At 43.7% G+C, this 22,385-nt stretch carries 16 protein-coding genes; 4 read left to right on the forward strand and 12 right to left on the reverse strand.

Features of this window, described 5'->3' with window-relative positions:
• Positions 1 to 679: cache domain-containing protein (locus J7M13_06255; protein MCD6363582.1), on the reverse strand; the 679-nt coding region annotated here is incomplete at its 3' end.
• Positions 680 to 770: 91 nt separating this feature from the next.
• Between J7M13_06255 and J7M13_06260 the strand changes: the two genes are divergently transcribed.
• From J7M13_06260 to rnr, 4 genes are read left to right on the forward strand one after another with little or no spacing between them, the layout of a single operon-like run.
• The gene (locus tag J7M13_06260) at positions 771 to 1,763 is read left to right on the forward strand and encodes a hypothetical protein (GenBank protein ID MCD6363583.1); all 993 of its coding nucleotides are present in this window, start codon (positions 771 to 773) and stop codon (positions 1,761 to 1,763) included.
• Between the two features lie 3 nt (positions 1,764 to 1,766).
• A complete protein-coding gene (guaA, locus tag J7M13_06265; GenBank protein ID MCD6363584.1) occupies positions 1,767 to 3,290 on the forward strand; it encodes a glutamine-hydrolyzing GMP synthase in 1,524 nt (507 codons plus the stop codon).
• A 13-nt stretch (positions 3,291 to 3,303) separates the two neighbouring features.
• Positions 3,304 to 4,485, forward strand: a complete 1,182-nt coding sequence (locus J7M13_06270; GenBank protein MCD6363585.1) for an amidohydrolase — start codon at positions 3,304 to 3,306, stop codon at positions 4,483 to 4,485.
• Entirely contained in the window at positions 4,440 to 6,560 is a 2,121-nt protein-coding gene (rnr, locus tag J7M13_06275; protein ID MCD6363586.1) for a ribonuclease R, read from the forward strand. The genes J7M13_06270 and rnr overlap by 46 nt, the downstream gene beginning before the upstream one ends.
• On the opposite strand, the gene J7M13_06280 is transcribed toward rnr, so the two are convergent.
• Genes J7M13_06280 through J7M13_06330 form a run of 11 tightly spaced genes read right to left on the reverse strand, consistent with a single transcriptional unit; the run spans position 6,525 to position 22,385 of the window.
• Positions 6,525 to 7,691, reverse strand: a complete 1,167-nt coding sequence (locus J7M13_06280) for an HD-GYP domain-containing protein (GenBank protein MCD6363587.1) — start codon at positions 7,689 to 7,691, stop codon at positions 6,525 to 6,527. The two genes, rnr and J7M13_06280, sit on opposite strands and share 36 nt — an antisense overlap.
• Positions 7,692 to 7,715: 24 nt before the next feature.
• The gene (locus tag J7M13_06285; GenBank protein ID MCD6363588.1) at positions 7,716 to 8,195 is read right to left on the reverse strand and encodes a purine-binding chemotaxis protein CheW; all 480 of its coding nucleotides are present in this window, start codon (positions 8,193 to 8,195) and stop codon (positions 7,716 to 7,718) included.
• Between the two features lie 20 nt (positions 8,196 to 8,215).
• Positions 8,216 to 10,837 carry a UvrD-helicase domain-containing protein gene (locus J7M13_06290; GenBank protein ID MCD6363589.1) on the reverse strand — a complete coding sequence of 874 codons (2,622 nt, stop codon included), beginning with the start codon at positions 10,835 to 10,837 and terminating at the stop codon, positions 8,216 to 8,218.
• Positions 10,815 to 12,638 carry a HEAT repeat domain-containing protein gene (locus J7M13_06295; protein MCD6363590.1) on the reverse strand — a complete coding sequence of 608 codons (1,824 nt, stop codon included), beginning with the start codon at positions 12,636 to 12,638 and terminating at the stop codon, positions 10,815 to 10,817. Before J7M13_06295 ends, J7M13_06290 begins: the two co-directional genes overlap by 23 nt.
• Positions 12,635 to 14,464 (reverse strand): hypothetical protein, encoded by a 1,830-nt coding sequence (locus tag J7M13_06300; protein ID MCD6363591.1) that lies wholly within the window; start codon positions 14,462 to 14,464, stop codon positions 12,635 to 12,637. Before J7M13_06300 ends, J7M13_06295 begins: the two co-directional genes overlap by 4 nt.
• Positions 14,465 to 14,494: 30 nt before the next feature.
• Complete coding sequence (locus J7M13_06305; protein ID MCD6363592.1) at positions 14,495 to 16,642, reverse strand: cell division protein FtsA; 2,148 nt, start codon at positions 16,640 to 16,642, stop codon at positions 14,495 to 14,497.
• Between the two features lie 12 nt (positions 16,643 to 16,654).
• Positions 16,655 to 18,991, reverse strand: coding sequence for an endonuclease MutS2 (locus tag J7M13_06310; GenBank protein ID MCD6363593.1), 2,337 nt, complete (start codon positions 18,989 to 18,991; stop codon positions 16,655 to 16,657).
• Positions 18,982 to 19,491, reverse strand: coding sequence for a CvpA family protein (locus J7M13_06315; GenBank protein ID MCD6363594.1), 510 nt, complete (start codon positions 19,489 to 19,491; stop codon positions 18,982 to 18,984). The genes J7M13_06310 and J7M13_06315 overlap by 10 nt, the downstream gene beginning before the upstream one ends.
• A complete protein-coding gene (locus J7M13_06320) occupies positions 19,473 to 19,724 on the reverse strand; it encodes a cell division protein ZapA (GenBank protein ID MCD6363595.1) in 252 nt (83 codons plus the stop codon). The genes J7M13_06315 and J7M13_06320 overlap by 19 nt, the downstream gene beginning before the upstream one ends.
• Positions 19,724 to 19,966: a cell division protein ZapB gene (gene zapB, locus J7M13_06325; GenBank protein ID MCD6363596.1), complete on the reverse strand. Its 243-nt coding sequence runs from the start codon at positions 19,964 to 19,966 to the stop codon at positions 19,724 to 19,726. The genes J7M13_06320 and zapB overlap by 1 nt, the downstream gene beginning before the upstream one ends.
• Before the next feature lie 16 nt (positions 19,967 to 19,982).
• Positions 19,983 to 22,385, reverse strand: a complete 2,403-nt coding sequence (locus tag J7M13_06330; protein ID MCD6363597.1) for a phenylalanine--tRNA ligase subunit beta — start codon at positions 22,383 to 22,385, stop codon at positions 19,983 to 19,985.

The following is a 22,385-nucleotide window of genomic DNA, read 5'->3' on the forward strand; positions in this document are numbered from 1 at the left end:
CTTTGGGAATATCAGCCTTAACGATCTCCTTAAATTTCCTCTCAGATAACCCTGGAAACTCAGGAGCATAGACAATTTTGCCATTATCGGCATCCACAAGTATAAACCTGCCCTTTCCGAAAACACGTGGACCAATATACCTGTCATAGCTTAAGATCATGATAACCGCTCCGATAAATCTGCTTCCACTTCTAACCGGATAGGCAAGAGATAAACCAAGCTCCCCCTCAAAAAGCCTTATTGAGCCAGAGATAACCACATTTTTTGCCCTCTTAACTCTGAGAAAGTAATTCCAGCTGGTCTTGTTTCTTCCGTAAAAAAAACCATAAGGAGTATGCTCAGGAGGATACCCCTCTATGATATGGCCTTCAGAATCAACCCATTCTACCGCGAGAAAGCAATTTCCCCCGCTTTCAGTGTAAAAGCGCCTAAAGAGAGCTCTAATAGTGAAGAGGTTAGGCCATCTTTCAATTGAAGAAGCAATAACCTTCAGCTTCTCTACCCTCCTATGAAGGATAGATCTAAACATACGGCTCGCAAGCTCTACCTTAGGACGATTCTCACGAGATATAAACTCTATCGCATTTGAGAGGCTCTCCCGATATACAAATAAGGAAATGAGGGCAACGCCAATAAGACCAAGCACTATGAGAGCACGAAAGATGGCTTTAGCTTTCAAGCTCACCCGTCCCCCTTTAAGAAACATTATACCATTTAGCTATGATATAATGAAGGGAAAGAAGCATAAATAAAGGAGGTATTAAAGCGCGATGAAAGGCTTGAAATTATTGGCTTTGGCGGTTTCTCTAAGCTTCATTCTTGCGCCCATTATATCCTTTGCGTCCCCCTTAAGCTCGTTTAAAATGCCCTTGCCATCTTTCGTTAAGCCCGGTTTAAAGCTATACTATAATGCTGCAAGATCAACACACACGCTTTTAAAAAACACGGGAACCACATGCATGACAAGGCTTTATATATTAGATGTATTAAACCCATATCAAGCAGTAGCCACTTTAACGCTTTACTCTCCAAACCATACCTCGCCTCCCATAGTCGAAACCATGCTTCTCGGCGGAGCTTGCGACTTTTGGATAAACCCAGCCTATGTCAAGAATCTAAACAGACCCGATTTGGGAATAAAGATCCGACCCGGAATAATAACCATAGATCAACCAGATCATGGCTACAGCCTAAAAGCTGTTTACGACTCATCGAGTGGCCTTATAAAGAGCTTTACAGAAAAGATGAGAGAGGCAAATTCAGCAAGTCAAAATATCATGATATACTTCAATTATGCTTGGGGAAAAACCCCTGCGTGGGTTTACTATCCGCCTCCAGGATGGATACAACCTGGCAGGAGCCTAACTTATGCGATAACCTTTGGAGTCATGGGAACTCCGATGCCCGGTGGATCAATGACGGTAAGGATAGATTCCGTTCAAGGAAAGCTCATCCGCGCAACGATCATAGATCAAAATAATCCAATGGGACGCAAAGTTTTATACTATGTAAGCGGATACTGGCACAATCCTCAACTTCTAAGAACGCTCCAGACGGGAATGATCCTTGATGAGGATAGAATCCTTAGTCTCAGAGAGTACGTCGCATATAGAGATCAAACCAAGGTAGTAATAACGCTTCAAGGAGGCGGAATAACCTGGGCTAAAGGAACATACGCGCTGGATAGTGGAGCCATGATAAGTGGAGAAATGAACCTGATTGCGGGAGGAAGCATGTATCTTACCTTGAGGGGGTTTAGATAGAAGATGATATTGATCCTGGATTTCGGGTCTCAATATACGAAGCTCATAGCGAGAAGAATAAGAGAGCTGGGCGTATACTCAGAGATTCTACCTTGGGATAAGAAAGCGGATGAGATCCTTTTAAAGAAGCCCAAGGGATTAATTCTCTCTGGTGGGCCAGCAAGCGTCTTAGCACCAAATCCACCTACACCAGATCTGAGAATTTTAAGAAGCGGTATCCCGCTACTTGGCATCTGCTATGGAATGCAGATCATCGCTAAGATGCTTGGAGGTAAGCTGGAATCTCAAAAAGAGAGAGAGTATGGGAGAACCAAGATAAAGATAAGGGGAAATTCCCCTCTATTTGATGGAGTTCCTGAAGAGAGCTTCGTTTGGATGAGTCATGGAGACAGCGTAATCTCTCCACCCCCTGGATTCGAGATAATAGCCTCCGGTGAGGGGGTAAAAATAGCTGCTATGGAAGATCGAAAGCGAAAGATCTACTGTCTTCAATTTCACCCCGAAGTAATACACACGGATCATGGAAAAAGGATTCTCGACAATTTCATAACCAAGGTGTGTGAAGCTGAGAAAAACTGGAATATGGAAAACTTCCTCAAGAGAATGATCCCGGAGATGGCCCAGAAGGTAGGGGAGGAAAAGGTTCTATGCGCACTAAGTGGCGGAGTAGACTCTACCGTTGCAGCTACCCTTGTAAAGAAAGCCATAGGAGATAGGCTCATAGCCGTTTTCGTTAACAATGGGCTCTTAAGAGAGAAAGAAGCAGAAGAAGTTAGAAATTTCTTCGAAAGCAGAGGTTTCAATTTAATATATGTTGATGCAAGCGATAGATTCTTAAAAAGGCTCAAAGGAATTACAGACCCCGAGGAAAAGAGAAAAATTATAGGCCATGAGTTTATAAGCGTTTTTGAAGAAACAGCGTCTAAACTCGGAAATGTAAGGTACCTGCTTCAGGGAACGCTGTATCCCGATGTAATAGAAAGCGGAAGCGGAGGCAAAGGAGCCGCGAGAATAAAAAGCCATCATAACGTTGGAGGATTGCCAGAGAAGCTCCGCTTTGGGCTTTTAGAACCGCTAAGAGAGCTTTTTAAGGACGAGGTTAGAAACCTCGGAAGAGCCCTTGGTATACCCGAAAAAGTTATAAAAAGGCATCCTTTCCCAGGTCCGGGCCTTGCAGTTCGAATTCTTGGAGAGATAACTGAGGAAAAGCTTAGAATACTGAGAAAAGCAGACAGAATCGTCCAGGAGGAGTTTATTACAAGCGGATGGTATGACAAGGTATGGCAAGCTTTCGCAGTACTCCTACCTATTAGAAGCGTTGGAGTCATGGGAGATGAAAGAAGCTACGGATACACCATAGCAATAAGAGTGGTAGAAAGCGAAGATGGCATGACAGCAGACTGGGTTAAGCTACCCCATAATCTCCTTGAAAGAATATCAAATAGAATAACGCGCGAAGTAAGGGAAATAACGCGGGTGGTATACGATATAACATCTAAGCCCCCGGCTACAATAGAATGGGAATAAAAGAGGTGATTTTATGTTAACACCTGAGGAAGCGAGAAAGATAGCTCTATCAATAAGAAATGAGATAATCTCCCTCCGTAGGGAATTTCATGCTTATCCTGAGCTTGGCTTCGAGGAATTTAGGACATCTTCCAGAATAGCTGAGCTCCTCGAAAGTTGGGGATATGAGGTCGAAGCGGGAATTGCAAAAACAGGAGTTATAGGCAGAATAAGGGGAGAAAAAGACGGCCCAACAAGAGCCTTAAGAGCCGATATGGACGCTCTGCCAATAAAGGAGGAAACAGACTTAGAATTTAAATCGAAGATCGACGAAGTAATGCACGCATGCGGACATGATGCTCACATGGCTATGCTCCTTGGAGCGGGAAAGATACTCTCACTCCTTAAGGACAGGATCTGTGGAGAAATCATCCTCCTTTTCCAACCTGCGGAGGAGGGAAAAGCAGGTGCGAAAAGAATGCTTGAAGAAGGATTACTTAAGAAATACAAGATAGACTTCTTGTTCGGACATCATATTTGGCCTGTGTTTCTCCCCTATGGGGTCTTCGCGACGAGAAAGGAAGCCATAACATCCATAAGCGATAGATTCACACTTAGAATACGTGGGAAGGGTGGACATGCTGCAAATCCGGACGATGCAATAGATCCAATACCCATTCTCGGCGAGGTCATATCAGCAATTCATCACATAGTATCAAGAAGCGTAAGTCCTCAAGTAAGCGCAGTGATAACCATAGGAAAGGTAATAGCAGGAACCGCTGAAAACATCATTCCTAAAAGTGCAGAGCTTCATGGAACGGTGAGAGCTACTGACGAGAAGACGAGAGACCTCATCGTCGAGAGACTGCGAGCAATTGCAGAAGGCATTCCACGGGCTTATGGTGGTAGTGGAGAACTGATATATAAAAAGCTATACCCTATAACTTACAATCACCCAAGGCTCACCGAGGAAGTCATTAACATCGCAAGGGAGTTCTGGGGTAATAAAAGAACGATAGAGCTTAAGCACCCCTCCATGGGAGGAGAGGATTTCAGCTTCTTCACAAAAGTTATTCCCTCGTGCTTCAGCTTTATCGGCGTTGGAGGCAAAGTAGGATTGCATAGTCCAAACTTTGTCCTAAACGAGGAAATACTCCCAGAGGGATCGGCGTGGGAGGCATATCTCGCCTTAAGGAGCAAAGATATAAAGCTATGAAGAGAAGAATTCTAAAAGCACTTTCAAGAGCCTCTAAACCTATGAAAATGGAGGACCTTCTCGAAGGGGGCGAAAGTCTTAAAAAGCTTAAAGAAAGCTTAAGGGAGCTCGAGAGAGAAGGAAAAATCTACATAGACCCGAGGGGAAGAGTAATGCTCGCATCGAGAGCCAAGCTCGTTCCCGGGCGGATAAAGATACATCCTCGTGGTTTTGCGTTTTTAAAAACAGATATGGGAGAGGAAATTTTCATCCCTCCTGATGCTATAAACGGAGCAATGAGTGGAGACAGGGTCTTTATAAAAACCAAAAAGAGAAAGGGTAGAGGAACCTACGGAGAGGTAATCAAGGTTATAGAAAGAGCGCGAAACAGAGTAATAGGAAGGTTAGAGCTTTATTCAGCGTTTGCCCTTCTCATTCCAGATGACCCTTCCTTAAAAGATCCCATATTGATTCCTAAGAAAAATCTCACAAAAGATGTGAAAAATGGATATAAAGCTCTCGTTGAGATAACTGCCTTCCCCCGAGGAGCGCAGGGAGCCATAGGTAGGATAATCCGCATTCTTGGAAAAGCAGGAGAAACAGAAACCGAAATTCTAAGTATCTTGCTATCCCACGGCGTTCCACTCGAGTTCCCAGAAGAGGTAGAAAGGGAAGCAGAATCCCTGCCTGAGAGTATACCCCCAAATGAAATCGAGAAAAGAAAGGACTTTAGAGATAAAATTACCGTTACCATTGATGGCGAAGATGCAAGAGATTTTGACGACGCCGTTTCAATAGAAAAGGATGAAGAAGGCAACTACATACTGGGAGTTCACATAGCGGACGTTGGATACTATGTTAAGGAAGGAAGCAGGCTTGACAAGGAAGCGTTTAAGCGAGGGTGTAGCGTCTACATAACAGACAGGGTTATACCTATGCTACCCTTCAGGCTCTCGAACAATCTCTGCAGTCTAATAGAGGGAAAGGACAGATTAAGCTTCAGCATAATCATAAAAATAGATCCAAATGGCAAAGTTCTAAACTATGAGTTATACAAAAGCATCATAAGATCCCGGGCACGGCTAACCTATGAAGGGGCTAATGCTTTCTTCGAAGGAGAAAGAAAGGAACCCTACCTAAGCTTAGGGAAAGAGCTAAATTTAATGAGAGAGTTAGCCTTAATATTAAGAAGAAAAAGGCTCTCTAAAGGAGCTCTGGACTTTAATTTCAAGGAGATTAAGGTAGTTCTCGGAGAGAAAAGCGAAGTCAAAGAGATAATAAGTTATGAAAGAGGTATAGCGGAAAAAATAATAGAGGAGTTCATGATACTCGCAAATGAATGCGTGGCTGAATTCGCCTCTTATAGGCTACTTCCCTTTATATATAGAGTTCATGAGGAGCCAGATCCTGAAAAGATCAGAGAGCTATCCAGATTCGTTAAGCTTTTTGGGTATACGCTTAAAATAAGAGGAGAGATAAAGCCAAAGCATCTTCAAGCGCTGCTCGAGGAGGTCAAGGGAAAACCGGAAGAAAGAATTATTTCAACGCTTCTTTTAAGATCACTTGCGAGAGCGAGATATGATGTGGAAAACCTTGGGCACTTTGGCTTAGCATCGCGTTGTTATACACACTTTACATCTCCTATAAGAAGATACCCCGATCTCGTCATTCACAGGATACTGGCCGAGTTCCTTGAGAGGGGATACCTCCATCCTCAGAGGCAATATCAGCTTTCACTTTTCCTGCCAGAGGCGGCACTGAATTCTACTAAAAGAGAGCTCGAGGCAGATGAGATAGAAGAAGAGGAAAAGAAATTCAGAAAGTGTCTCTATATGAGAAAGAAGCTCGGAGAGATATTCGAGGGAGTTATAAGTGGTGTCATACCACAAGGGATATTCGTTGAGCTTGATAATGGAGTTGAAGGTTTCGTTCCGTTAGACCTGATGCCAAAGGACAGATATATAGTCTCCGAGGAAAACTTCATGATAATAGGGGCAAGTTCGAGAAGGATTTATAGAATGGGAGATCGCGTTAAAGTCCAGGTGGTCAGATCCGATCCCTTAGCGAGAAAGATCGACTTCCTCCTTATAGAATAGACTCTTGGACAGATCATCAAGAACCTCCTCAATAAAGAGCTCGGACTTAAGCAGATCTATTTCATATGGTTCGTCCACTTCCTTGCCATACTCATCATAAAGAATCTTAACCACAGGCCTAACGGGATAGAGACGATTAGGTTTAGAAACGACTCCTATTTTCCCATCGCTCAGTCTTACCAAGCTTCCCACAGGATATATCGAAAACCTGTTAACAAAGCTTCTTAAAACCGTAGGGTCGAAGTGAATGGGACCTTCGTGAAGAATTCTGCTTACCGCATCATAAGCAAGCATCTTTGGTTTGTAAGATCTCTCGGTTGTTAGCGCATCGAAGACATCTACAACAGCGACTATCCTCGCCATGGGATGGATTTCCTCCCCCTTAAGCCCCCAAGGATATCCCCTCCCCGAAAACCATTCATGATGCTGACCTATTATAGCTAATACATCCTTCTCGCTCTCTCCAATGGAGAGAGCCATCTCGATACCATAAAGCGGATGTTTTCTTATTCTCTCGAGCTCCGCTGGGTCAAGCTTGCCTGGCTTATTTATGATTTCATTCGGGACCTTCATCTTACCTATATCGTGAAGAAGAGCTCCTCTTCCAAGGACCCTAAGCTCATCCGCATCATAACCAAAATCCAATCCCAAGAATATGGCAAGCATCGAGACATTAACGGAGTGAACAAACGTGTAGTCATCATAGCGTCTAAGGGCATATAAACTCACCATAACATCCCTTTTCTCGATAACCTCATGAACCATTCTATCGACCGCTTCGTCTATTTCCTTTTTATCGACTTTTCCAGTGTCAGCTATACTCTTGATCACGCTCAAAGCCTGTCTTCTCGTTTCCTCGCTTATAACGGGAAATATCCGCGTTATCTTCTCTCTGATCTCATTAATAAAGGGCGCCTCCGCGCCCTCCTCTTTACCAATCGCCTCGACCATAATTTCGCTTACACCAAATTCCTGAAGCTTGAGCTTTAAAGCCTCACACTCCTCCCAGCTCGATACCTTCATCTTTGCAGGAACGAGAAAAACCCGAGTTCCTCCTCCCCCGAAGATGTCTTCCCCTATAACATCCCCCGGTAGGAGGTCAAAAATGCTCTTCCTTATGAGCTTACTCAAAAAAGCTCACCTTCTTTCCTATCCTTAAGAAACGCTAAGCTCCTTTATCTCCTCCTTTTCCTTCTCCGTTAATATCTTCTCGATATTCAATAGAATTATAAGCCTCTTATCAAGCTTTCCAACCCCATCTATGTATTCAGACTCTATGCCAGCAACTATAGGAGGAGGCGGTTCAACCTTCTCCTTAGATATCCTTATTATCTCCGATACATTATCAACAACGATTCCTATTATCTGTCCACTTATGTTCACCACGATAACTCTTTTCTCCTTTTCGGTTTCCTCCTTGCATTCCAGATTGAACCGCTTCTTAAGATCTATTATTGGAATTATCTGCCCCCTTAAATTAACTATTCCCTCAACGAACGGAGGCGCTTGCGGAATATGAGTTATCTCCTGAATTCTAACTATCTCCTGCACCTTCGCTATGTCAACGCCGTATTCCTCCTTACCAAGCTTAAAAACAACAAGCTGAAGCTCCTCCATAATCTTCTCCCCTCCCATCTTAAAGGCTTTCCACTCTATTATAACATGCCAAGCAACTCCAATAAAAACCTGGAAGGTTCAGAAGCTCTACCCTCAACGCGCTTAGGATAGCACAGATACAAAGTATCGGTCGTCCTCGTTATACCCACGAAAAGAAGCCTCCTCTCCTCTTCAAGCTCTTCAAGGCGTGCTAAACTCCTCACAGGAGGGATTTTCCCTTCCACAAGTCCTGTAATAAAAACGGTATCGAACTCAAGTCCCTTTGCAGAATGAAAGGTCAAAAGCTTAACAGCATCGCTCTTCTTTCTTATACCCATCTCCTCCATCAGCGAAATATGGTTTAAAAACTCCCCAATGCCACTGCCTTGAAAGGAAGAAGCGAGCTTAAGGAGCTCAAAATATCCCTCCTTAAAGGTTTCCCATCTTCGTCCTTTTCTCCCCAATAGTCCGGATATCTCTACGGGAATTCTCAATAACTCTTCTAAACCGAAACGCTCCTCACCTAAAGCCTCCCTCAAAAATGAAAGTAGCCTCTCCGCCTTTTTCCTGTTCCTAAAGTTCTCCTCCCGCAGAGCTATTTCATCCCCTCTGATCTCAAGCTTCTTGCCCTTAAGGTTAAGAATCCAGTGGAAAAAGTCCGAGATCAACTCAAGATCCTTCCCCCAAATTCCCCTAAGGTAGGAAATAAACCTCTTAACCTCATCTCTTTCATAGAACCGGAGTGCACCGAGAACCTCATAAGGGATCTGAGCTTTGCTCAAGAGATCCTCAAATATTCTCGACTGAACGTTGTGTCTGTAAAGAATCGCCATGGAGGAAAGGGACTTTTTCCCACTTAGCTCCCTGATGGTATTAACCACGAATCTCGCTTCATCTAACTCGTCTCTCGCTATATAAAGCTCAACATTACCCTCCCCCTTTAAACTAACAAGATTTGATAAATCTCTACCTGCGTGGGACATAAGTGAAACCGCTACCTTAAGCACGCTTCTTGGTAACCTAAAGCTGTGAGTCAGGTTAAATCTCTTAAGGTCAAGCTCCCTCTCAGCTCTCTCGATTATGCCTTGGACAGCACCCCGCCAGGAATATATCGATTGATCGCTATCACCCGTTAAAAACAGCTCCGTTTCAGGTGATGCTAAAAGCTTTATCAGGCGATACTGCGCTTCATTAAGATCTTGGAGCTCATCCACGAATATATGCTTAAATCTCTTCGAATAAAGGGCCCTAAGATCGGGCTCCTGAAGGAGCTTTACACCGTAAAAGAGAATATCATCGAAATCCATGACATCCTTTTCTCTCTTAAGCTTTACAAGCTTTTCATACAGCTCGGCTACTTTCTTTTGCCAGGGAGAGCGAGCTTCCTTTAAAAACTCCTTAGGAGAAATTATGCTAACCCTTAAAAAGGAGATCTCATTTAACATTCTTTCAACGGCAGATGAGGGCATATCAACAGCTATTTCCTTAAAAAGGGGAAGCGAAGACGATATAAGTGAAAAATCCGGTGAGAATCCGAATCTCTCAGCTTCTCTTTTAAGAAGTTTGTAAAAAGCCCCATGAAACGTGTCTATCCACATTTCTCTAACATCTCTTCCAAGAAGGAGAGCAAGCCTCTCCTTAAAATCGCTCACTGCTCTTCTTGTAAATGACATAACGAGAAAGCTTAGCGGATCTTCCCCCTCCCTCAGTTTTCTATAAAGCCTATAAAGAAGGGTGGTAGTTTTTCCTGTACCGGCACCGCCCACAAGCAAGATCCTCTCTTCAGTTGAAAAAACGACATTTTTTTGAGCAGGCGTAAGTTCAAGCTCGCTCTTTGAAGCCCCCTTAGGGAGAACTTGAGAAATCCTATGAAGCTTGTGAAGCTTGCCAACGCTGAAAGCCTCCAAAAGCTCGCTCTTAAAAGTAGAGGCTTCAAGATATCTCTCCTCGGGGACCCTCGAAAGCGCTTTTCTTAAAACATGATTTAATCTATCTGGAGCAGAAGGAAGATAAAACTTCAGGGATTTTACCTCTTCCTCAAAAACCTTTCTTCTTATCTCCTCGAGGGTCTCTCCATCGAAAGGATTACGACCAGTTAGTGCCTCATAGATTACAACCCCAAGTGAGTAAAGATCCCCACTGGGGAGAAAAACCCCATTCCAGGCCTCTGGAGGCATATATACAGGCGTTCCAGCAAGCGTTGCCTTAAGACCGCTCTTTCTTAGAAAAATCCCCAGTCCGAAGTCAACGAGCTTGACTCTTCCCTCACCAGATATCAGAATATTCTCCGGCTTTATATCTCTGTGAACCAATCTCTTGGAGTGAGCATACGCGAGAGCATCGAGAACAGGCGGGAATATTCCCACCGCCTCATCAAGCTCTATTCTACCCTTCTTTTCAAGAACCGCCCTTAAGGACTCCCCCTCAACATACTCCATAACGAGAACGAGCTTCCCCTCTATAAGATCAAGGTTATAGAAGCGAACAATGTTAGGGTGATCAAGAGACGCCAGAAGCTGTGCTTCCTGTTTTAGGAAGCGCAGCTCTTTTTCACGAATGCGAGATACCTTAAGGGCAAATCTTTTACCCAATAAGGTATCTTCCGCAAGATATACGTCTCCAAATCCTCCTCCGCCAAGCCAAGAGATAATCTTATATTTACCGAGCTTTGTGAGAAGCATCCCATTTCCCCAATACGTGGTAAATAAGCTGGGCAGTTTTTCTATCAATTGAGCTTTTAACAAGCTCTTTAAGAAAACTCCTTACCCTCGGGAAATCCTTTACAGATTCAGCAAGATACTTAACGATTTTATACCGCACGATTGGATTTTTTTCTCTTAACGCAGCTTTCTCAAAAGCAGATACAATTTTACGGCTGGGCTTTCGTATAGATAGCCCCTCCACCGCTCTAAGTCTAACATAGGAACTCTTTTCTCCTTCCAAGATGTTTAAAAGAAGCTCAGTAGACTTCTGAGATTTCAGGTTCGTTAAAGCATAAGCACACGCTCCCCTTACACCTGAATCTTCACTTTTCATCAATCTTATGATAAGATTGACAAAATAGAGATCTCGCGTGTTTCCCACAGCTTTTATTCCCGCGATAAGAAAATCGTTATCTCCCTGAGCTTCAGCGTTTTCAAGAGACCTGCAAATCTCGCTTCTCAACCGAGGATATCTTGGATCCTTTTTCTCCCTCAGAGTTCTACCTATTATACCAATAGATAAAAGAGCAGTATTCGAAATATCATCTTGATCTTCATTTCCCCTCTCCTCTACGAGTTCCCATAAAGAGGCTATGGTAGCATCAGTCGGATTTTTGAGCCCACCCATGGCAATCACAGCTCTTAAAATATTGACATGAGATTGAGTTAAATCCGTAGCTATAGAAACGAGGATCCTCTGCGCTTCCAGAGTATCAATCACTCTCAGAGCATAAATCAGCTTCGCGGAAGCCTCATCACTAATGAGATTACGAGATTTCAGAATAGCAGGTATCCTTCTCATAAATTCAGGATTAGATCTTAGCACGGATAATAATTGCCGTACCGAAACTTTTCCCTTAAGATTCAATTTAAGAGGAGCGCTTTTCCGTTCCTCCTCAGAAGAGCATGAACAGGAGCTGGTAGACTCAGATTCCGAAAACCTAACCTTAAACGATTTCAATAGTTCTTGAGCCGAGTCCACCTTCCATATCGGGAGATCAGAGCGAGGTAATTCATTAAGAAGCTCAGCTTTTACCTTGAAGGAGGACTCCATAAATTTGCTTCCTTTATAGAAGAGAATTAGCTTTTCCTTCCCTACGAGTTCTTTTATCCAACTCTTTTCTTTTCCAATAACAACTGAGTATTTCGAACCTATAACCTTTATTTTGCTACCCTCTGGTCTCGAGGTAAGATAGACAAGTTTCTCCTTACTTATCTTCACGCCTCCCTCAAAAAAACTTGCGGTATACTTAGCCCTGTACCTTCCAGTCTCATGAACCTCAACAGTTTCCCAGCTCCTACTGGCCTGAGAAGGGACGACAACTTCCATAGATTTCACGATTTCCAGAAGGAGTCCTTTTTCACTTTTTCTCATCCCCTTGGGGAAAAACGCTTCAAGGACTCTTCCTTCCTTGGAGAAGATAACCTCAAATGGCACGGAAAGCGCATTTTCAGCTCCTCGAAAGCGAATTCCATAAGCAAAATAGAAAACAGGGCTAATCTGAAAGAGTGTATGAACCTTATTACCCTTTATCCTTAAAACCCTAAAGTTAAGAACACCTCCAACCCTTTGAGAAATAAAGCTTTTTCCCTCTCTTTGAGGGAAAAGATTCACACTTACAAAGCTCTCAAGTTTAAATCTGTAAGCTTCTCTTGAACCGACGGTCCACTTAATAAAGGGACCTCGAGGAATTTTGCTCTTTCCAGAGAACGAAATCGATATCCCCACTATCCCTGCAAGTACAAGTATTATAATCCATATAAGTCGATGCGATTTCATTCTCGATCACGTCCGCGCTTTATATCTATATGACGCTGTTCATCGAAAATCGTATCTTTTTTCGAGAAGGTATCCCATCTCACGAGCGTCTTAGAGCGTTCTTCGTGCCCACAGGGATAAGGTATTATATGCCATTTCCAACAGGTTTTAGGATATTTAACCCAAATTTCGAGATATCCTGATGGACCAGTAATATCATAAGAAAGCTTCTCGCTTAAGTCACCTTCCATACTAACTTTCTCAATTCGTCCCGATGCCAAGGACAATGAAGCACTGCTATCAGATATAAACTTTCCACCAAAAATAGTAATATGTCCAGTAATACCAGCCTCAACGGCAATCAAATCCACGCTTGCCGAAGCTTCTGTGTCCACGTTAGCTAACGGAACCTGACAGGATTTAAGATCTCCCCCATTTTCTCCCACGTTTATAGAAACGTTCAGGTCAAAACCTATCTCACCATAAGCCTTCATCTTAAGTTTAACCGGTATTACCGATACCCATATTACATCCTTTATCTCAAATCCCTCAGATACGCTGAAATCCTTATCCCACTCTATTAAGCCATTCTTATGAATCTGATAAATGGTATCACCCGAGAAAACAAGATTCACATCCAGCGTACAATCTTTAGAAGATAAAGGTGTTAAGAAGGAAGCACCATCAAAACCAAGAAACTCCGTAGAATAACCAAAAACCCTAACAGGCAAGCTTGCAGAAGCATTTACGCTAACGCCATTTTCATCCGCTGCAAATTTACCGCTAAAGCTTACACTCGCCCCAAAATATTTGCTATCAAAGCCCTTGTGGAAGCTCTTTTCCCACAATATTGAATTAGCGTCCTTACCCCTGGCATCAACACATGCGAATCCTTTAAATATGGAAACGTTTTTCTTGATAATGTTATTATCTACGCCTGGTAAATTATAAGGTTCCTCATGTTCCTCTATAGCACCATCCGAGTTCACTTTAAAAATGAGAGGGAAAGTACTTTTCCCAGCCAGTTCAATGTCATTCTCTATATCATCAAGCACATCGGAAGGAATAAATGCATCGAAAGGAACGCTAACATCCTCATCCCTGTGTATAACGGGTATTATTAAGCCATAATGGTAACTTTGACTCTTCGAATCCCATAGCATTATTTCTTCCTCTCCTTTTGAGGTCTCGATGTAAGCTCTAATTGGAACGTCCTCTGCTCCTGCGCCAATGGAACTAACAATGAGCGTACCACTTATATATCCCTCTCTAACGCCATCCTCAACACAAACGTTATACTGATGCTCATACAACGACACATAATCACTATCAAGATAAAGCTTTTTTGCTACAAGATCTGGTGTGTTAACATATTGAGTCCCAACGTTGACCATATCGGATGTCCAAGCTACATTATCGGATCTATCTGACTCCGAAAACCTTTTTAAGGGATCTACGCAAGCCATAATATAGTATCTTCCAGGAGATATACCACTATCCCACATAACTCCTGAAAGAAGAACGGTATAAGTATCGCTTCCTGCGCTAACATGCGGGATTACATACCCTCCAAGGGGATATGTATCCTCTTCAACTATGTCTTCTTCACCCGTTTTCTTTGTAAGATAAAAGCTTATCGCTACGTTTTCTGCATCCCTCTCAGCGGTCAAGGTGAAGCAAATCTGAAAAGGGTAATTTACCTCTATGGTATTGCTTACCATAGACAGGTCAGAAAGCGAAAACTCATTTAAGGAAGCTTCCCTCGAGGAAGTCCCACAGCCGGCTAACAAGGTCCCCAACACCAGAAAAAGCACCAGCGGGAGGCATGCTCCCTTTCTGAAGGACATCTCTCCTCGCCTCCATTTTAAACATTTACTCTATTCCACATAAATCTCTATCCTGTCTCCATCCTTTATAGGAGTTGTAAAGCCTGCCTCAACTCCATTAACCTTCATCTTTATATATCCTTTCTTCTCCCTCAATATCTCCTCAACGGGAAAGACCTTAAAGATATGTGAAAGTATAGGGGTATCAGCAAATCCCCTTCTGACCTCTATTTTCGCACCGTTATATATATCATCTTCAGGAGAAGCAATTCTTCCATCGATCATAACCGCCGTTTCCTCCCAGCTAACCTCAACGGGCTTTCCATTAACGAAAACCCTGATCTTCCTCTCAGCTAAGTCGGGAACGAGATCCTTAACCTTATAACTGATGCTTTCGAGGTCAAGCAGGTCTATCCTATCGCCATCCCTGACTGGGGCATCAAACGAGGCTTCATTACCATTAAGCATAACCCTACCTTTCCATAGCGGAAGTAGCTTCTTTTCCCCGTTCAAGGTGATCTCCATCTCATAAGGAGCAGGCAGAACACCCGCCTTCTTCAGAGCCTCCTTAACGTTAGAAACCTGAACTATCTCTATTCTCGCTCTATCGTAAAGCGGTGCTTTAAGTGGCATTTTCCTGCCATCTACATAGACATCTGGGAAAAACTCGTACATTTTTCCGTTTATAAACAATCTGAGAGGGGAAAGAGCACCAACGACATCCTTAAGGAGTGCAAATGCCGGCTTCCCAGGACGCGCTCTTCTCACCCTTATTCTGTCTCCACTCTTAATAGGCGAATCAAGACCTGCCTCTTCACCGTTTACCCAGATCCTCGCTGGCTCTCCAAGCTCGCCTCTTATTATCCTTAATCTTCCATTTATCTCAACGGTGAGAGACATACCGGGACGAGGCTTAAGCTCATCCGGAGAAATACCCATCGGAATCAGAGCATCTAAAACCCTAAGCTCACCAGTTAGAGAAACAAGCCTTATCATCTCATCGTTTACCCAGACATCCACGAATCTAAAGCCAGCTCGCTTTCTCGCTATGACTGCTATGCCAAGAGGCGTTACCATCTCGGGCCCCTTAAGCTCACCAGTTAAATCTTCTATACCTTTTAGAACCTCTGCTCCTCTTACCCTGACCCTTGAAGGATCAATTCCCAAACGCTCTGCTATCTTAACATCAAAGAGGGGAATCTGACTCCCTCCGCCTATACATATCACCGCCTGCGGAGGAGCAGAGTTTAGCTCGAGTATCTTTTCTGAAAGAAGGTTAGCGTGCCTTTCCACTTCAGGTTCCAGAAAGGATATTATCTCATCTTTATTTAGCTTATAATGGTTCCCGAGTATGTCCTCAAATTCAATAACAGACAGCTCATCTCGCAGTGATCTCTTTATCCTCTCAGCCACATTAAAGTCAAGAAGATACTTCTCGCAAAGCTTTTCCGTTATCTCATCTCCAGCAACGGGAACCATTCCATAAGCAACAACCGTTCCTTCCCTCGTTATAGCTATGTCCATCGTTCCTGCACCCACATCCACAAGTGCCAAGTTCAATCTTCTCATATCTTGAGGAACCACAACCTCTATAGCCGCTATAGGTTCAAGAGTTATACTCGAAACCTTAAGCTCAGCTCTTCTTAGAACGGAAAGCATGCTATCCAGAACCACTCTTGGCAGAAAGGTAGCGAGAACCTCAACCCCCATCTTCTTGCCTCTCTGACCCACAAGATTTCTTATAGGATCTCCCTCAAGCGTATATTTAACGACGCTGTATCCCACACAGTGAAACTCCTCGCCGGCCTCAGAAGATCCCCTCAACCTTTTAAGGGCGTTCTGCAATGCCTGGAGCTCAAGCTCTCTGACCATCTCTTCTGTTATATCCTGAGCGAGATCTATAGGAACCTCAGCAGTTCCCCTCATCGTTCTCAATGCCCTTCCTGCAACGGCAACGCTTACCTCAGAAAGCCTGCGCTTAAGTTGCTTCTCAAGTGCCTCCTTAACCCGAGAAACCACCTTAGAAACCTGCTCAACATCGTGTATCTGTCCATCAAGCATAGATCTCGTTCTATGCTCTTCGAGAACGAGATGTCTCACCCTAAGGATCTCCTCCCCAGGCTCTGCTATAAGCCCAACCACGTTTCTCGTACCTATATCGAGAGCAAAGATCTCGCTTTTAACTTTTTTTCTTGCCATGCGTTCAACACCTCAATCTCTCTCAAAGTAAACCATGGTAACTCCCTGTCCTCCCTCTATCTCATCTCCAAACCTGAACTCCTTCACATAGGGAATCTCCCTAAGAAGGTCCCATACCATTCTGCGAAGAATTCCTTCCCCTTTACCATGAACTATCTTAACGTATGGATATCCCTTCAAGAAAGCTCTATCGAGAAACCTTAAAACATCTTCTCGGGCTTCCTCAACGCTTTTCTTTCTTATAGAAAGCTCAAATGGAACGTCTTCCACTTCAAAGCTTATTTCCTCCCTTTCTGGCTCATCCAGCTCATTCTGAGTTATCCCCTCTCCACTGACCTCATCCTTTGAGAGAAATACCCTGAAGAACCCTATTCTCAAGACGACTTCCTCATCTTCAGGGAAGATTTCCTCAACCTCTCCCCACTTTCCAAACTTCGGAACATATACTCTGTCCCCGATTTTAAGGAACTTAACGCTCCTTAAGGGTTCAAAGGTAATGGGCTTATCTTCATCCAGCTCCTTAGAAAGCTTTCTGAGCTTCCCTTTCGCTTCAGCGTAGCTCCTTACACTGGCTTTCGCATCTTTAAGTATCTTTTTAAGCTCTTTTTCCGCTTCTTTGAGCATCCTGTTAGCCTTAAGCTTCGCGGAAGAAAGAATCTTTTCCTCCTTTTCCCTTATCCTCTCAAGCTTTCTTTGATACTTGTCCTTAGCTTCCTCAGCTTTTTTCAGTTCTTCCTTAAGCTTCTTCTCAAGTATGGCGTAACTTGAGCGCTTCGTATGAAGCTCCCTTATAACTTTTTCCACTCTCTCATCCTGAGACGATATGAGTCTGCTTGCTTCTTTTAATACTTCCTCGAGCATACCGAGTCTCTTCGCTATAGCGAGAGCATTGCTTGCTCCAGGAATGCCTATGAAGAGCCTGTACGTGGGCCTAAGCGTCTCTATATCGAACTCCACTGACGCGTTCTCTATATCCCTCTCCCTTATAGCATAATATTTCAGCGCAGGGTAGTGAGTCGTAACTATGGCCTTGGCTCTCTTTTCCCTTATGTACTTTAAAATAGCCATAGCAAGTGCTGCTCCTTCCTGCGGATCCGTCCCCGCACCAAGCTCATCAAGTAGAAGCAAGGAACGAGAGCTTATACGTGGGAGAATCTTAGCTATAGGCTCTATATGAGAGGAAAACGTCGATAGATTCTGCACTATGCTCTGCTCATCTCCTATATCTGCAAACAGCACATCGAACTCGCCTACTATCGCTTCCTGTGCGGGAATGGGAAACCCACACCAGGAAGCCAAGACCATCAAGCCTGCCGTTTTTAAAGCTACCGTCTTACCACCCGTGTTTGGGCCTGTTATAACAAGAATACTGAACTTCTTACCAACCTCTATGCTTATAGGCACTGCTTCCCTACCAAGCAAAGGATGTCTCACTTCCACAAGCTTAAGAAAAGGCTTTTCCTCCAACTTAGGTACTATACATTTTTCATCTATCATAAAAAGAGCACGAGCACAGAGATCGTCCAATTGAGCAACTATATTGAGGTTTCTCATAAGCTCCCTCGAGGCATTCATCGTTATCTCCCCGAGACGGTACAAAATTCTATTTATTTCGTTCTCCTCTTCAGACCTTAGTTCCCTCAACTTATTTTGAAGCTCGAGAGTAGAAAGCGGTTCCATAAAAACGGTCATACCGCTTCCCGAAAGATCATGAACAATTCCCGGAAAGGATCCCTTTTTATCCCGCCTGACGGGAATAACATATCTCCCTTCCCTAAGAGTATATATCGGTTCCTGAATTACATCGGAGAAATCAGGAGAATATATTATTTTAGAAAGCTCACCCTTTATTCTCTCCTCAAGAGCTTTTATCCGCCTTCTCAAAGAAGAAAGGAGGGGAGAAGCTCCGGAATCCACCTCTCCCCTATCATTTATAGCGCTTGATATCGATGAAGAAAGCCCTCTTAAAGGCTCAATATCCTTCGCAAGAGAGTAGAGCGAAGGATATTCCCCTCTAAGCGAGTGAAAATAATCCCTCAGCTTCTCCACGCTTTTACAGAAATCCCTTATTTTAAGAAGCTCCTCGGGAAAGAGCTTCAGAGATGTTTTAAGGTTCTCTAAAAGCGGGGTTATATCCTCAAGAGCCCCCGTAAAGGGAGGAAACTCTCCAGATGAAAGAAGTCGATGAAACTCTTCAAGCAGGATGAGCTCTCTCTTGAGCTTATCCTTATCCAGAGTGGTTTTAGCGAGTATTCTCCTTCTGCCCATGCTTGTAAGAGCCTTTTTCGACACCAGCTCCTTAAACGCCTCAAATTCAAGAAGTCTCCTTGTCCTCTTATCTACATCCATTTTAATTCACCTATCACCCTCCTTACATAAGGAAAAGCATATTTTTTGAAAATCCCATAAAATAGCGAGCTTTCCCTAAGAGTTTTCAATAAGGTAACCTCGGGAAGCACAGAAATTACGAAAAAGAGCGCGCTTAAGATAACGAGCGCTTCCGCAACCCCGAAGAGGGCTCCCCCCCATTTATCGAGCCAACCCAGCCAAACTGCCTTAAGAATCTTATGGAGCAAAACCCCCAAAAGAGAGAAAAAAACAAGCACGAGGAAGAATATCAGAGCAAAAGATATTAAGGAAGAAAACGAAGCAATGGAGGGAAACCTCAACCGCAATCCTCCCGCTAAACTGGGGTAATATTTAAAAGCAATTCCTAAACCAACTATTAACCCCACCAGGGAGGTTAGCTCTCTCGATATGCCTCTAAACCACCCTCGCACGAAGAGAAACAGTATAAGGGCTAATGCAAAGATATCTAAAAAACCAACATTTATTCCTTCATGAGGCACTCCTCCACCCTCTTCCCGATTTTAAGAAGGTTTCTCCTCAAATCGACAAGTCTTTCAGCAAGATTCAGCGAAAGCATTATAAGCTTCTCGCGAGAGTCAAGATGGGGGAACGTTTCTTCTATATCCCTTAGCGTATCACTCACCATAGATGCAAGCTCTTTGAGCTTGTCCTCAGGCTCATCTCCTTTTATCCAGTACGTTTCCCCCAAGATAACGAGCTTAACCTTAGCCATTACTCGCCTTCCTTATTAACAACATCAACAAGCTTGGCAAAAATTCTCCTTATTCTGTCTTCCATGTCGCGCTTTTCCCTTAAGAACTGCTCTCTCTGCTTCTCTATTTCTTCAATTTCTTTTAATCTCTCATTCGCCTTTGAGAGCTCTTCTCTGAGTTTGCTATTCTCCTCCCTTAATTTCCCCACAAGGGAAATTAAGGCATCTACCTTCTCCTCAAGGGCTTTCAGCTCTTCCATCAACTCCGGAATCCCCTCCTTATCTGACCTCGAAGCCGGCCTGGCGAAGGCTCTCCCTTACCTTAGAGTGAACGACATCTACTTCCTCATCCTTAAGAGTCCTGTCCCTAAGCCTATAAATTACAGAGAAAGCCAAACTTCTATATCCCTGTGGAATCTGCGGTCCCTGATAGAAATCAAATACCCTTACCTCCTCAACCATCTCTCCACCCGTCTGACGTATTATCCTCTCTACCTCCGCAGCTTTTCCTTCTAAGGGTACGATCACGGATACATCTCTTCTCACCGCAGGGAACTTAGGTAATCCCTTATACCTTATCTCTCTTGAAACGAGCGATAAAAGAAGGTCAAAATCGAGCTCTGCTATATATACTGCTTCCTCAATATCATGCTCTATTCTTATCTTCGGGCTCAGCTCTCCAATCCACCCGATTGCCTTACCACCTATAGATATAGAGGAAGAGTTATAGCGAGACAGAAAGGGAAGATCCTCCTTAAGTTCTTCAAAGGTATAGCCTTCAATCTTAAGAGCATCGAAAAGATTCTCAACTGCTCCCTTAAGGTTTAGAAAATCCCTGGGAATTTTACAGCCGGTTATCAGCTCTTTATCTACCCCACCAAGCATTATAAACCCTATTCTCGTTTTCTCCGTGGGCAAGCCCTCGGGAGTAAGGTCGGTGATGAAAATCCTGCCTATTTCAAAGAGAGACATCTCTCTCAGTCCTCGCCTGTAGTTCGTGAGAAGAACGCTAAATAAACCGGGAAGCATGAAGGTCCTCATAACGGACTGATTTTCCCTCAACGGATTTTTTAATTTAACGACTTTTCTCAAGCGATGTCCCTCAGGCAGAAGAAGAGCATCGAAGATAGAGGGATCTATAAAGCTATAGGTTATTACCTCAGTAAGACCACTTCCAACGAGAATATCCCTAACCTTCCATTCGAGCTTTTGAGCCTCACTCATGCCACCTACCTGAGTTTCTCCCCAAGGCATTCTCGCCGGAATTTTTACATACCCGTATATCCTCGCCACTTCTTCTATAAGATCTATCTCTCTTTGAATATCTCCTCTATAAGTCGGAATCTCCACCTCGAGAAGATCCTCTCTATATCTCGAGGCAAAGCCAAGCGAGGAAAGAATGGTTATTATTTCTTCATTTCTTAGCTGAGTGCCCAGTATCTTATTGACTCTCCCAGGCCGAAGCATCACATACCACGACCTAAATGTCTCCTTAGAAAGATCAAAGTAACCCCGTGCCACCTTACCAGATGCTATTTTTGAAATGAGATAGGCAGCCCTATCGGCTGAAAAGAGGGTATTTCCCGGGTCAACCCTTCTTTCAAATCTATATGAGGCCTCCGTAGATACTCCAAGATAACGTGCCGTCATTCTCACAGAAGATGGATTAAAGAAAGCCGATTCAAGGAAAACGTTTTTGGTTCCGCTCCATATCTCAGTTTCCTCACCCCCGATAACACCAGCTATAGCTATAGGCCTTTCCACATCGGCAATTAGGAGATTCTCGGGTGTAAACCTCCTTTCCACCCCGTCTATACAGATCAGCTTTTCACCCTCAAGCGCTTTCCTTATAATTATCTTTTTACCCCTTATAAGGTCGAGATCGAACGCATGAAGCGGTTGCCCCAGCTCAAGCATAACATAGTTCGTTATGTCAACAACGTTATTCACGGGCCTTAGTCCACAATGGATCAACCTTCTCTTGAGCCACAGTGGGCTTTCCCCCACCTTAACATTTTCTATAACCCTACCAACATATCTCGGACAAAGCTCATAATCCTGTACCTCTACGCTAACGAGGTCCCTTATGTCTTCTCCTTCCTCCTCAAGATCGAACTTAGGAAGAAGATTCGCCGGTCCCATGCCCTTTATAGCAGCAACTTCTCTTGCCACACCAAGCATGCTCAGGCAATCTCCTCTATTAGGAGTTATACTTATATCTAAAATCACATCATCCAGCTCATACAGTTTAACGAAATCTTCCCCCTCAGATACGCTCTCTGGAAGCCTTATAAATCCCCCTTCCTCTCCTATACCAAGTCTTTCTTCCGAAGGGAGGATAGCGTTAAAGCTACTTCCAGCGATCGAGTATTCTCTGACCATGCCTCCCCCGGGAATAGAAGATCCTGCAGGAGCAATCACTACCATTTCTCCAGTTTGTGGAGGAGTCTCTCCATCATAGAAAGCAAAATAAATCTTATCACCTACCGAAAGATGCACACTATACCCCGATTCAAAGCGCTCCGTTTTCCTCACCCTCGCAGCTACCAGCCCGCTGATACCAGGATTAAGCCTTTCAACTTCCTCGACCTCGAGACCAACCATGAGAAGCTTATCAGCGAGCGCTTCAGGTGAAAATCCAACATCTATGAACTCATTAAGCCACTTAAAGGAAAGCCTCAT

Source organism: Synergistota bacterium (assembly GCA_021159885.1).
Lineage (GTDB): Bacteria > Synergistota > GBS-1 > GBS-1 > GBS-1 > AUK310.

What these genes read in the sequence shown, in the direction of transcription:
- J7M13_06305 (MCD6363592.1), bottom strand. Translation starts at nt 16,642, where the DNA reads ATGGCAAGAAAAAAAGTTAAAAGCGAGATCTTTGCTCTCGATATAGGT.
- J7M13_06310 (MCD6363593.1), bottom strand. Translation starts at nt 18,991, where the DNA reads ATGGATGTAGATAAGAGGACAAGGAGACTTCTTGAATTTGAGGCGTTT.
- J7M13_06300 (MCD6363591.1), bottom strand. Translation starts at nt 14,464, where the DNA reads ATGTCCTTCAGAAAGGGAGCATGCCTCCCGCTGGTGCTTTTTCTGGTG.
- J7M13_06295 (MCD6363590.1), bottom strand. Translation starts at nt 12,638, where the DNA reads ATGAAATCGCATCGACTTATATGGATTATAATACTTGTACTTGCAGGG.
- J7M13_06285 (MCD6363588.1), bottom strand. Translation starts at nt 8,195, where the DNA reads ATGGGAGGGGAGAAGATTATGGAGGAGCTTCAGCTTGTTGTTTTTAAG.
- J7M13_06330 (MCD6363597.1), bottom strand. Translation starts at nt 22,385, where the DNA reads ATGAGGCTTTCCTTTAAGTGGCTTAATGAGTTCATAGATGTTGGATTT.
- J7M13_06320 (MCD6363595.1), bottom strand. Translation starts at nt 19,724, where the DNA reads ATGGCTAAGGTTAAGCTCGTTATCTTGGGGGAAACGTACTGGATAAAA.
- J7M13_06270 (MCD6363585.1), top strand. Translation starts at nt 3,304, where the DNA reads ATGTTAACACCTGAGGAAGCGAGAAAGATAGCTCTATCAATAAGAAAT.
- guaA (MCD6363584.1), top strand. Translation starts at nt 1,767, where the DNA reads ATGATATTGATCCTGGATTTCGGGTCTCAATATACGAAGCTCATAGCG.
- J7M13_06290 (MCD6363589.1), bottom strand. Translation starts at nt 10,837, where the DNA reads ATGCTTCTCACAAAGCTCGGTAAATATAAGATTATCTCTTGGCTTGGC.
- J7M13_06260 (MCD6363583.1), top strand. Translation starts at nt 771, where the DNA reads ATGAAAGGCTTGAAATTATTGGCTTTGGCGGTTTCTCTAAGCTTCATT.